Annotated in this window: 6 protein-coding genes; 3 read left to right on the forward strand and 3 right to left on the reverse strand. The window is 51.3% G+C overall.

Features of this window, described 5'->3' with window-relative positions; translation table 11 throughout:
• Positions 1-76: 76 nt before the first annotated feature.
• Entirely contained in the window at positions 77-3,184 is a 3,108-nt protein-coding gene (locus tag H8527_RS06595) for an HsdR family type I site-specific deoxyribonuclease (RefSeq protein WP_187546680.1), read from the forward strand.
• 153 nt (positions 3,185-3,337) lie between these two features.
• Positions 3,338-6,631, forward strand: a complete 3,294-nt coding sequence (locus tag H8527_RS06600; protein WP_187546682.1) for a beta-N-acetylhexosaminidase — start codon at positions 3,338-3,340, stop codon at positions 6,629-6,631.
• Positions 6,632-6,979: 348 nt separating this feature from the next.
• Here the strand turns inward: H8527_RS06600 and H8527_RS06605 are convergent, their stop codons facing one another.
• Together H8527_RS06605 and H8527_RS06610 are read right to left on the reverse strand one after the other, a co-directional pair.
• Positions 6,980-7,825: a GLPGLI family protein gene (locus H8527_RS06605; protein WP_187546683.1), complete on the reverse strand. Its 846-nt coding sequence runs from the start codon at positions 7,823-7,825 to the stop codon at positions 6,980-6,982.
• 35 nt (positions 7,826-7,860) lie between these two features.
• Positions 7,861-8,706, reverse strand: coding sequence for a GLPGLI family protein (locus tag H8527_RS06610; protein ID WP_187546685.1), 846 nt, complete (start codon positions 8,704-8,706; stop codon positions 7,861-7,863).
• Between the two features lie 1,248 nt (positions 8,707-9,954).
• Between H8527_RS06610 and H8527_RS06615 the strand changes: the two genes are divergently transcribed.
• Positions 9,955-12,606, forward strand: coding sequence for a DUF5686 family protein (locus H8527_RS06615; protein ID WP_187546687.1), 2,652 nt, complete (start codon positions 9,955-9,957; stop codon positions 12,604-12,606).
• Between the two features lie 5 nt (positions 12,607-12,611).
• On the opposite strand, the gene H8527_RS06620 is transcribed toward H8527_RS06615, so the two are convergent.
• A complete protein-coding gene (locus H8527_RS06620) occupies positions 12,612-13,334 on the reverse strand; it encodes a DNA repair protein RecO (RefSeq protein ID WP_187546688.1) in 723 nt (240 codons plus the stop codon).
• Between the last annotated feature and the right edge of the window lie 197 nt (positions 13,335-13,531).

The following is a 13,531-nucleotide window of genomic DNA, read 5'->3' on the forward strand; positions in this document are numbered from 1 at the left end:
CCTATGGGGTAGTTATCATAGGAAATATAGGAATCCTATGATAACTAATAAATCAAGAAAAAACCAAATCAAAAAAATGACTCCTTACAACACTATCGCAGAAATGCAGCACTTCATCGTGCTGGACAGCTACACCAAGTACAGCGAACTTCACGAGCCCCCCGTGGGCTATCAGACCGAAGCCGCTTTGGAGCATGAACTGATAGAAGACCTGCGGCATCAAGGCTACGAGTATCTCTCTGACATAACGAATCCCAAAGCCCTCCTTCTCAATGCACGCGTGCAGATAGAACAGCTCAATGCTGTGAAATTCGCCGATTCGGAATGGCAGCGTTTTCTCGAGGAGTATTTAGATAAGCCGGGAGACAGCATTGTCGACAAGACGCGAAAGGTGCAGAATGATTATATCTACGACTTTGTGTTTGATGACGGGCATATCCAAAACATCTATTTGGTGGATAAGAAGAATATGGTGCGAAACAAGGTGCAGGTCATCCATCAATTTGAGCAAACCGGCACCCACGCCAACCGCTACGATGTCACCATTTTGGTGAACGGTCTGCCCATGGTGCAGGTGGAACTGAAAAAACGAGGCGTCGCTATTCGAGAAGCCTTCAACCAAGTGCACCGTTACAGCAAAGAGAGCTTTAACAGCGAGAGCTCGCTCTACAAGTATTTGCAGATTTTTGTCATCTCCAACGGCACCAATACCCGCTATTTCGCCAACACCGTCAAGCGCAACAAAAATAGTTTCGACTTTACGATGAACTGGGCGAAATCGGACAACACCCTCATCAAGGACTTAAAAGACTTTACCGCCACCTTCTTTCAGAAAAACACGCTGTTGCAAGTGTTGTTCAGTTATTCGGTGTTTGACATCAGCGACACCTTGCTCATCATGCGCCCCTATCAGATTGCCGCTACGGAGCGACTGATATGGAAAGTGAAAAGTTCCTATCAGGCAAAGCGGTGGAGTCAACCCGAAGGCGGTGGCTACATCTGGCACACGACAGGATCGGGCAAGACCTTGACGAGTTTCAAGGCGGCACAACTGGCCACACAACTTGAGTTTATCGACAAAGTGTTTTTCGTCGTCGATCGTAAGGATCTCGACTATCAGACGATGAAGGAGTATCAGCGCTTTTCGCCCGACAGCGTGAACGGTTCGGAAAGTACGGCAGGGCTGAAGCGCAATTTGGAAAAGGACGATAACAAAATTATCGTCACGACCATTCAGAAACTGAATAATCTGATGAAGGCTGAGGCCGCTCTGCCGGTCTATCAGCAGCAAGTGGTCTTTATCTTTGACGAGTGTCATCGTTCGCAGTTTGGCGAAGCGCAGAAAAATCTGAAGAAAAAGTTTAAGCGATATTATCAGTTTGGATTTACCGGAACCCCCATCTTTCCCGAAAATGCTTTGGGGGCGGAAACCACGGCCGACGTGTTTGGTCGTGAACTGCACTCGTATGTCATCACCGATGCCATACGCGATGAGAAAGTGCTGAAGTTTAAGGTGGACTACAACGATGTGCGCCCACAATTTAAGGCGCTGGAAACGGAGCAGGACGAAATCAAATTGACGAAAGCAGAGAACAAAAAATTCCTCCTTCACCCAGATCGAATCAGAGAAGTGTCGGAATATATTCTCCGCAACTTTCGACTCAAAACCCATCGTCATCAAGGTGGCGGAAAGGGCTTTAATGCGATGTTTGCCGTCAATAGCGTTGAAGCCGCCAAACTCTATTATGAAGAACTGAACAACCAGCAAAAAGATAGCGAAAAGCCCTTGAGGATTGCTACGATATTTTCCTTTGCGCCGAATGAAGAGCAGAATGCCGCCGGCGATATTCGGGAAGAAAATTTCGAGCCTTCAGCCATGGATAGCAGCGCCAAAGAGTTTTTGGACAAAGCCATCAAGGATTACAATGCGATGTTCCGAACCAATTTCGGTGTAGACAGCAAGGAATTTCAAAACTACTACCGTGATTTGGCCAAACGCGTGAAGAGTCAGGAAGTCGATCTCATTATTGTGGTGGGCATGTTTCTGACCGGTTTTGATGCGCCCACGCTGAACACCTTGTTTGTCGATAAGAACCTGCGCTATCATGGGTTGATGCAGGCTTTCTCACGCACCAACCGCATTTACGATGCCACGAAGACGTTCGGCAATATCGTGACTTTCCGCGATTTGGAGAGAGCCACGATAGATGCCATCACGCTGTTTGGCGACAAGAATACAAAGAATGTGGTGTTGGAAAAGAGTTACGAAGAATATCTCAAAGGCTTTACCGATATTGCTACGGGCGAGGCGCGCAAAGGTTATATCGACATTGTGAAAGCCCTCAAAGAGCAATTTCCAAGACCTGAGGAAATCGCGAAAGAGTCGGAAAAGAAAGCGTTTACCAAACTTTTTGGTGAATACTTAAAGGTAGAGAACATTCTGCAAAACTACGATGAGTTTACCTACCTCAAAGAACTGCAAAAGATTGACAAAGAGAATCCCGATGCTGTTGAAGCCTTCAAAGAGCGCCACTTTTTGACGGATGATGCCGTTTCGGCCATGATGGAGATTGACGTCCTGTCGGAACGCGCAGTGCAAGATTATCGCTCAACCTATAATGATATTCGCGACTGGTTTAGAAGAGAGCGGGAAGGGAAAGCTCCCGAGCAATCCAAGATAGACTGGGATGATGTGGTGTTTGAAGTGGATTTGTTGAAATCTCAGGAAATAGACTTAGATTATATCTTGGAGTTGGTGCTTGAACACAATAAAAAGACAAAAGATAAAAACGCGTTAGTAGATGAAGTGCGTAGAATGATTCGAAGCAGCGTCGGAAACAGAGCCAAAGAGAGTCTTGTCGTGGATTTCATTCATGAAACCGATCTTACGTCTATTCAAGATAAAGCCGGTATCATTTCGGCATTCTTTACTTATGCCCAAGCACAGCAAAAAAGCGCCGCAGAAAAATTGATATTGGAGGAAAACCTGAATGTAGAAGCGGCAAAACGCTACCTGCAAACCTCCTTAAAGCATGAGTTTGCCAGTGACAACGGCACCGATCTCAATGCAGTTCTTCCCAAGATGAGCCCTCTCAATCCGCTATATCTCACGAAGAAACAAAGCGTCTTTCAAAAGATTACGGCTTTTGTTGAAAAATTCAAGGGAGTTGGCGGAAGTGTGTAATGAGAGTGGCTCTCTCCCTGTGATGGGGGCAACCTTCTGTTTGATGGGCATCTCTCCACAGGTTGTGCGTGTTTTTGAAAAAAATACTATCTTTGTGCTCGAAATTCATTTTATCCCACCTTTATACGTATTCTGATTATGGTAAGAAAACACATGATTCCCTTCTTTGTCGTTCTGCTGATGTTCCTGCCTTTGAGAGGCGGCGCGTCAGAGTTTGTCAATCTCACCCCTTATCCTAAGACCCTCAAGATGGGGCAGGGCACGTTGAGGCTTCCCCAACGCTTTGTGGTGGGAGGAGATGCGCTGGGCGACAGCATTGTTGGTGAAATCAATAAGTTTGTGGCCGACTTCAACCGAGCGGCTACGGGAGTGGAGGCCGTGGCTTCCCCCAACGGAACTGGGGCAACGCTTGTGCTGCGCCTGAACGCCGATTTGAAAAAGACACTGGGCACGGAAGGCTATGGGCTGACCATCACCCGCGACGGCATCACCCTCGAAAGTGCCACTCGGAAAGGATTTTATTACGGATTGGTGAGTATCAAGAAAATGCTGCCGGCCTGCATCATGGCCGGTGTGAAAGACGCGAAGGTGACCACCTATACGTTGCCCTGTCTGACCATCACCGACTCACCGCGCTTCAAATACCGCGGTTTCATGCTCGATGTGAGCCGCCACTTTTTCTCTGTGGCCGAAGTGAAGCGCATCCTCGATGTGATGGCGGCCTACAAGATGAACGTGTTCCACTTCCACCTGACCGACGATCAGGGTTGGCGTTGGGAAGTGAAGCAGTATCCCGAACTCACGCGTGTGGGTTCGGTGGCAGCCAACACCTACATCACCGCCATGTATCACGGTGCCTACTGGACGAATGCGCAATACGGCCCCTACTTCTACACGCAGGATGAGTTGCGCGACATCGTGGCTTACGCTGCCGACCGCCACATTGAAATCGTTCCCGAAATTGATATGCCCGGCCACTTTGTGGCGGCCATGGCTTCTTATCCCGAATACTCGTGCAACCCCGATGCCGCTCCTGCCGTTTGGACGCATGGAGGCGTGTCGAGTAATGTGTTGAATGTCGCTAACCCCCAAGCGGTGCAGTTTGCCAAAAACATTCTCACCGAGCTGATGGACATTTTTCCTTCCACCACCATCCATATCGGCGGTGACGAATGTCCCACCGGTGCGTGGGAGCACAATGCACAGTGTCAAGCGCAGTACAAGAAACTCGGACTGAACTCCTATCGTCAGTTGCAAAGCCACTTCATCAAAGCCATGGACGAACACGTCAGAGCGCGTGGACGCAAATTGGCCGTCTGGAACGAGGCCATCACCGCTGCCGGTTCCGACCTGAAAATTATGGAAAAGACCGGAGCGACCGTCTATTGCTGGACGGGAGCGGCCAATGCCGCGGCCAAAGCCACGCAGTTGAAGATGCCCCATGTCTACACCCCGCAGTTCGGCTACTACATCAACCGCCAACCCGGCCAAGCGCCTTGGGAACAGTCGCTTCCCGGTAATGGCAGCGACGACCTGAAGTCGGTGTACAACCACGTACCTTTCTCCAACCATTACACCCTCGGCATCCAAGGTACATTTTGGACGGAACACGTCGGTACCGATGACGTGTTGGAATATCTCGCTTTCCCTCGCTTGATGGCGGTGGCCGAAGCCGGATGGACGCCGCAGAGCCTCCGCAATTTCGATCGTTTTGTGGAACGTATGCGTGCCGACACCACCATGCTCAACTACAACGGCTATCAGTACGGCCGTAACTACCTGCGCACCACTAATGTACCCGAACCTCCGGCCGACAACACGCCTCCTGCCGTGATGCCTGAAGAAGGTAAAACCTACATTGTTCGCTGTGCGGTGGAGGCGTTCAAGGGTACCGCGTTGGCCGACAATGGCAACTCTGCCTACCCGCAGCATACCGCCGACCGCCGCGCCAACATCGGTTGGATGGTGAACCTCGTGCACCCCTATGATGCCACGAAACGCAATCTGACCCTTCGTTTGAAAAATGCCACTACCCATCGCAGTATCGGCGCTCCCGCTTCTGAAGCCCTCGACCGTCTGGGTTATCCCCTCTCGTTCGGTGCAGCAGCGGAACTGATGCTGACCTACAATCCGAAGCATAAGGATTTCACCATCGCCGCGTCGGGTAAAAATCTTTTCCCCGTTCCCCACACCTCGCCCGCTCTTTCGGGCATCATCAGTGCCGGCAACAAGGAAGGGCTGGGCAATGCCGTTCGTCCGCAGGGAGCAGCTTGGCAGTTGATTCCTGCGCGCATCGTGACCTTCGTCTGCCAAGACACCGAAGGTAAAGCGCTCGCCACCCTCAAAGAATTTACGGAGAAAGGCACTCCCCTTTCGGCAGCCCCCACATTCCCCGGCTATGTGCTGAAAACCCCTCTGCCCACAGAGGTGTCATCGACCGAAGATGTAACCCTTGCTTTGACTTATGAGCGCGCCGCCTATCTCATTTACCGCTCTTGTGAAGACACGCGCGGTGGCCTGCTCCTGCGCGACACGCTCAGCGTGCCTGTTGGGGAAACCTTGATGGTGAAAGCCCCAAAGTTTGATTACTACACGCCGAAAGATGTTCCTGCCGAGGGGGTGGCAGTTACCCCTACTGCCGACCGCCACTTGAAGATGACGTACGAAACCGAAGCCTATTCGGGGGTGAAAGCAGTGGCCGAACCGGTGGGGCAGTTGGAAGATGGTCATAGTTTTGTCATCTATGACACCGCAGTCAATGACCCCAAGCGTGCTGGTTTTCGCAATGTCAATCCCACCACCCAACAAGTGATGCAAGGGCGCCTTGCCCAAGGCGAGGCCACGCCCTACTTTACATGGACGCTCGAAAAAAGCGGTGCGCGTTGGAAGGTGAAAAACGAGCTTCTCGATAAGTATCTGCCTGAAATGGTGCAGTCGGGACGCATTCTCCTTTCCAACAATGCCGGCTTGTTCAACTTCACGCTCAATGCGGATAAGGAGACTTGGAAAGTGCAGGGGAGCAATCGCCAGTATTGGGATGGTGCCGAAGGTTTCATGACGGGTTGGCACACTTACGGTCATCCTTATCGCCTGCATCGCTATTTCGTCAAACCTTATTTCAGCGTTACGGTTTCGGCCGTATCTGCCGGAGAAGGTACCATTCTCTCTCAACAAGTGGCCATCGTTCCTGCCGGCAGTGCTTACACGCTGGTCGCACCTGTCGTTGAAGGTAGAGAGTTGGTGTCGGTGGAAGGGCCTGTTGAGCAGTTGAAGTCTGTTTCGGGACACCTCACCATCCGCTATGTGTATGGTGCTCCTTCGGCGGTGGAGGCGGTGCCCTTGGCGTCTGCCCAACATCATGCCGTGTATGACCTCTCCGGCCGCCGCACAACGCCCTCCCGCCCCGGTTTGTATATCGTGAATGGGGTTAAGGTTTTGGTGAAATAAGCCCACCTTCTTTTCTTTTGCCCCTTGGGCATAGGCGCGAACAATCACTGCCGGCAGGGGAGCGCCTTCGCTGTCGCGCACCGTCCCTGTCAGCAGTGTCTGTCCGTGCCCCAAGCCGGGAAGCAGCAGGAGTAATAGGAGAAGTAGGGGTTTGAGCATCTACTTGTTGAAAATATATTTGAAACGAAATCGGGCTGACATCCAGTCAGCAGGCTTGCGGATAGATTTCTACCCCAGGAGAACGTGGGGTTATTCAAAGGTTTCGCTTTCAGCGACTGTTATCAATAAAGTGTCTATCCCACTACTTTTGCCGTCAATCTTTCGAGCGAAAACGCTCGATGTCTCCATTTAGAAATCCTCGTAGGGCGAGTAGAAGATGCGTCTCTTTTTGGCATTGGCTTCGGGTTCTTTCTTTTCAATCAGTCCGGCGGCTACCATACCTGCCCCCGGGTGGGTGGCGTCTTCATAAATGGCTTTGAGCGCTGCCTCACGCGTCACTTTCCGCCAACGATGGAGGGATATTGTGAGGAACTTTATTCTTGGCGCGTGTATGCTCGTCGCTTCAATGTGGTGCATTCCCTTGTCGTCTTGTGCTTTCAGGATCAACCCCGGCAAGCCTTGCAGTTTCCACGGCCCGGCATCAATGGGGATTTCGTCGCTCCACCACACTGTCCAGACGCGTCCGCGAAAGGGTGCCGTGGCTTTGTGGCAGAGATAGCCGCACACGGTGGCCGTGTCGGGCAGCAGCGTCCACTGGAACACTGCCGTACTGTCCAGACAACGATAGCGAGAGGGGAAGACTGAAAAGCTTTCGGTGAGCATTTTACTTTTGAGATTGCGCACCAAATGATAGTTGGGGGTGTTGGGGTATATGAAATCTAAATCAAGTACCTCCCCCCAAGTGGGCGTCTTCCCTTTTGCCACATAAAGGGAGTCTCGCCGATAGGCACCATAAGAGCGGTAAGTCATAAAGGACTCCCCAATGCCTAAGACCATCGGGTTTGCTTGTGTTGATGGAATGACCGTGTCTACATCAGTTTGCAGATAGAAAACTTCCAATCGGATATTTTTATCTAACGTGTCTTTCTTTTCCGGATTGGATGGACTATTTCTTCCTTCCTCGGAAATAAAACCTTGTGCCCATAAAATAGAAGGGCAGAGGAGCACAAAAAGAATAAAGAGTTTTTTTAGCATGGTGGTGTTTGTTCGGAGATTCTTTTATGAAGGGGTTATTCTTCCTCGTAGGGCGAGTAGAAGTGGCGTCTCTTTTTGGCATTGGCTTCGGGCTCTTTCTTTTCAATCAGCCCGGCGGCGACCATACCTGCTCCCGGGTGGGTGGCGTCTTCATAGATGGCTTTGAGTGCTGCTTCACGTGTCACTTTTCGCCAGTGATGGGTAGACATTGCTGCAAAGTGGAGTTTGGGGGAGCGTATGCTCGTCGCTTCAATGTGGTGCATCCCCTTGTCGTCTTGTGCTTTCAGAATCAGTCCCGGCAAGCCTTGCAGTTTCCACGGCCCGGCATCAATGGGGATTTCATCGCTCCACCATGCTGTCCAGACGTGTCCGCGAAAGGGTCCCGTGGCTTTGTGGCAGAGATAACCGCACACGGTAGCCGTGTCGGGAAGCAGCGTCCACTGGAACACTGCCGTACTATCCAGACAACGATAGCGAGAGGGGAAGACTGAAAAACTTTCGATGAACAAATTGCGTCTGATATTGCGGATTAATTGATGATGGTAGGAGTCACGGAAGAGATTATACACGTCCGTTACTTCACCCACAGTTGGTGCTTTCTTAATCACGCACAAGGAATCTTGTCGATAGGAACAATAAGAACGATAAGAGCAGAATTTTTCTCCAATACTTAGGACAAGTGGATAGGTGATTGTTGCTTTTAAAACAGTGTCTATATCTGTTTGTTGATAGAAAACTTCTAATTGGATGTTCTTGTCTAATGTGTCTGCCTTTTCAATATTAGCAGGAAGGCTGCGTGTTTTGCTATCTAATATAACGCCTTGACCCCAGAGAAGATAGGGAAAGCATGCAATAAAAAGAATAATTTTTTTGAGAGACATAAACTATTCTTGTTTGAAATGTTTGCATTAAAAGAGACACATAGCGCTTGTGAATTTTCCTCGCAAGCGCTATGTGCTATTTTACTCTCTACCGACGGTGTGAATGTCTTTGATGTGAGAAAGTCCGAAACTAATATGACAACCTGGTTGTCCACAAGCATCTTGGGCAAGGCCATCTATATACTTTTGAACTTCTTTTTCCGTAGCTCCACTTTGTCGAAAGGCTTCTGGGGAAACGGCATAAAAACGATGAACACTGTTATCACAGCATCTGACCGTGATTTCACTGGTAGGAGTAGAGATAGAATCTACTGCCGCGAGAGCAAGAAGGAAAAATCTTTTTTTATAAGGCGGAAGATTTTAGGGGTGTGCTGCAAACTTAAGAAAAACAGTCTGATTGACCAAATAAATCGAGATTTTTTGAAAAAGTTTTTGAGAAATGTTAGTTCTTTTGTTTCTCGCGCGCACGCGCGTATACCCTATATAGGGTGTGCAAAAAGCCTTCACTCCTTCACCAGGATGCTTAACGTTTTCTTTTATAGTGGGTTATGGGTGAAGGCAATTTGCACTTTGCCTTCACCCCTCCCTTGGCGATGCCGGCCGATGCTCACCTGCTTTTCCTCTTGGTGTAGAGGGACTTGCCCAAACGGGTGAAGGCAGTGAAGGCAAAAAACAAGAACTCTTGTAGTGTGATGCGCGCGGGAATGCGCGCGAGGACGGAACATGAGGAGCAGAGTGTGCACCCCACGTGAAAGCCGGGCAATGGGGAGGGGGCAAAACGAAATGGGAGGTAGTTTGGCGCGGCTCTGAGGTAAATGAAACTACCTCTGAGGTAAATCTGTCTGGCACGGAGGGGAGAAGGGTCGGCAGTGCTGTCGCCGAAAGTGTTAAATCTGTGTTAAAATCGGGGACCTCCGGCGTTTTTGGCCGGTGAGATGTCTATATGTAAATAGGGGGCTTCTCCCAATAGCCGTAGGCGAGGAGGGCTTGCCCGACGAACCTACGGTAGGTCCAATACCGAGCGGAACGCCTCCGAAGGAGACGCCCATCGGTAAGCCCCCACTCATGACAGAGCGCCGCTTGCCACGTGGCTGAAATCGCGGGATTTATCCAACCAATCTTCTAAAACGAGGAGGGAGACATGGGGACTTTCATAAAGAAACGAAAAAAGAAAAGGGTTTTACGGTAAAACTAAACGCTTGGAAAAAGTTTTTTGTATCTTTGTGCTCTCAATACTTTGTTCACGACATGAAACGACTTTACACGCTTTTCTTGCTCCTCTTGGGGACGATATTCACCCTCTCCGCACAGCGCCTGCCGGGGCGTGTGCTCGACGCCAAGACGGGAGAAGCCCTACCTTTTGTCAACGTTTTCTACGACGGTGGCCGCGGCGTGCAGACCGATGCCGAGGGGCGATTCTCCATCGCCTTCCGGAGCGGAGCGCGCTTGCGGGTGTCGTCGGTGGGCTATGAAGCCTATGCCACCCGCGTGAAAGGCACCGACTCGCTCATCGTGCGCCTCACTCCTGCCGATTTGGGGATAGCCGAAGCCAAAGTGGTGGGGCGTAAGGAGAAGTATTCGCGCAAGAACAATCCTGCCGTAGAATTGATGAAAAAGGTGATTGCTGCCAAAAAGAACAGCGATTTGCGGCAGCACGACTATTATTCGGTGGTGCAGTACAACAAACTTAATTTTGCGTTGAGCGATGTGACGCCACGTGTTTTTGAGGAAGGACAGTTCAAACGGATGCCTTTCTTGAAAAATCACGTGGAGCGGTCGCCCGAAACCGGAAAACTCATCCTGCCGCTCACGGTGGACGAAACCGTGACGGAGCAAATCTACCGCAAGCGTGACAATACGGCCAAGCAAATTGTGGTGGGGCAACGTTCCGAGGGCATCAACGAACTCATCAATACGGGCGATGCAATCAACACCATGCTCAAAGATGCCTTCACCGAGGTGAACCTCTACGAGAACAACGTGCGACTGCTGCAATATCAGTTCATCTCTCCGCTTTCCTCGACCGATGCCATTGGTTTTTACCGCTATTTTCTGGCCGACACCACCTATGTGGAGGGGACAAAGTGCATCGAGGTGCAGTTTACGCCCAACAATGCGCAGGATTTTGGATTTGCGGGCGAACTCTATGTGACGGCCGACTCGACTTATCGGGTGAAGAAAGTGGTGATGGGGGTGCCGGTGCACACCGGTGTCAATTTTGTGGAACTGATGAAAATCGAACAGAGTTTTGAAGAACTGTCCACGGGCGAGCAGGTGCTCACGAAGGACAACATGCTCGTGGTGCTCAAAGTGGCCGAAGGTATTCAGAAATTTCAGGTGAAGCGCACCACCCACTACACCAACTTTGCCTTCGACTCCATCCCTGATGTGCGCTTCAACTTCCGCGGAAAGACCCGCACGCTCGCCGACGCGCAGATGCAGGAAGAGAGTTTTTGGGACGCCCATCGCACCGAGAGGCTCACGCAATCGGAAACGCAGATGGACCTCTTTATTCGCCGCATCCAGAACATCCGAGGGGTGAAACCCATCATCTGGACGGCCAAGGCCTTTATCGAAAACTTTGTCGAAACCTCTCTCGACCCCAAGCATCCCTCCAAACTCGATTTCGGGCCGGTCAATACGACCATCACGGGCAACGACGTGGACGGATTGCGCCTGCGTCTTTCGGCACAAACCACGGCCAACTTGAGTCCGCACTGGTTCTTCCGCGGCTATGGCGCTTATGGTTTCAAAGATCGCCGCTGGAAGGGGATGGGCGAAGTGACCTACTCGTTTCTGAGCAAGCGCTATCTGCCGCGCGAATATCCTGTGAGCCGCTTGGTCTTCTCTTACACCAACGATGTGATGTCGCCTTCGGATTTCCACCTACCCACCGACAAAGACAATGTGTTCTTGGCGGCAAAATGGACGAAGGTCGATCACATGATGTATAACGAAAACTTTCGTCTCTTCTTTGAACGCGAGTGGGAGTATGGTCTGCGCATCAAAGCCCAATTGGCGCACGACCGCAACGAACCTACCGCCCACCTCTTTTATCAACCTGTGGCCGTAGGGACGGCGGCAGGTGTGGGGAGGCCGTTGGGTTCGGCTTCTGACGTAGCGGCAGGGTTTAATCCGGCAGCGAGCAATATGCGCGACATTTCTATATCCGACTTCAGTGTGTTGCTCGAATACCAGCCAGGCGCTACCTATATCAACACCAAGCAGCGCCGCATTCGTGCCAACCACAATGCGCCCATCTTCAGCATCTCGCACACTGTGGGACTGAAAGGCGCGTGGAGCGACTACACCTACAACAACACGGAAGTGGGGATTTATAAGCGTTGGTGGGTAAAGTCGTGGGGCAAGATCGAAACCCATCTCAAAGCCGGTGCGCAATGGAATCGCGTGCCTTTCCCGCTGCTCTGTATGCCTTGGGCCAACACCTCGTTTGTGAAAGAAGATGGGATGTTCAACCTCATCAAGAACATGGAGTTTATGAACGACCGCTATGTCTCGTTTATGGGCTCGTGGGATTTGAATGGGAAAATCCTCAATCGCATCCCTTTGCTCCACCGCCTGAAATGGCGTGAATATATCGGAGTGAATGCGCTGTGGGGGACACTGACCGACAAGAATAACCCTTATTTGGCGCAAAATGCCAATGTTACCGACCTCTTTTACTTTCCTGCGCGCTTCAACCATGATGTCTACGAGCAACAGAGTCGTGTGATGGATCGCAACCGCCCCTATGTGGAGCTGGTGGCCGGCGTGCACAATATCTTCAAACTCCTACATGTGCAGTATGTGCGTCGCGTGACTTATATCAATGAGCCACAGTCGGTCTACGGCAAAACGCAGAAATGGGGCATCCGCTTTATGTTTCGTGCTTCCTTCTGAACCGCTCAGTCGAACACCTCGCTCAGCACCTCCAAACTCCTCAATTCCGGAAAGACGGGGAGGTGTAGGCGGTAGTATTCGAGGATGAGGAAGAGGATGCGCTGCCGCTCCGTGCGCGAGAGGGCAAAGAGCTGCATCGTGCCGAAGTTCATGCGCATGAGCTGGGCAAAGGCTTCGGCCTCCCGCCCCGAGATGTAGTGGCGGTGAGGAGGCGGTGTGGCGCGAAATTGCCCTTCGAGCAAGTCGAAATGGGGCAGGGTGGCGCTGTCGAGCGAAGGCATGATGCCCAGGAAGCGCGCGAGCCGCATCAGGAAGACGATGTGGAAGTTGGCGTAGCCGCTCGGGGCCGTGTCGAACCACTCCAAGCTGTGGGCGATGAAATCAAACAGGAGTTCGCTGCCTTCCTCGTTGCGGAGGATGTGGAGTAGTGCCTCGCTCAGGAAGAGCACCACCATCTGTTTGACCGGTGTGCTGTGCAGTCCGGCATAGGGCGTGAGCACCACGACCGATTTGGGCGAGATGAGCCCGCCGCGGAGTTTAGGTGTCCATTCGGCTTCGAGCAGCGCCAAGGGTTGGAAGAGGCTGTGGCGTACCGCGGCCCGCTTGGCGTGGGAGATGCGCACCAAGAAAGTGACGCGGCCTTCGCTGCGGCTGAGGCATTCGGCAATGATCTTGTCGTCGGCATACCGCAAGGTGTTCAGTACGACAATCGGAGACTTTACGTTCATGAAGCGAAGATACGAAAAAGAAGACAGCTGCGGCCGTTGCTGCCCCAAAAAGCCACCAAAAACGATGGAAAAGCGAGAAAAAAGCACTTTTTTGCAAAAAAAAAGCCCTTTCTCTTTGTTGTAAAGAAAAAAGGTACTACCTTTGCACTCGCAAACAGGGAACAACGCCCCACACGAACAACGAGTGAGACGCTGTC

Source organism: Alloprevotella sp. Lung230 (genome assembly GCF_014385435.1).
In the GTDB taxonomy this organism is placed as follows: domain Bacteria; phylum Bacteroidota; class Bacteroidia; order Bacteroidales; family Bacteroidaceae; genus Alloprevotella.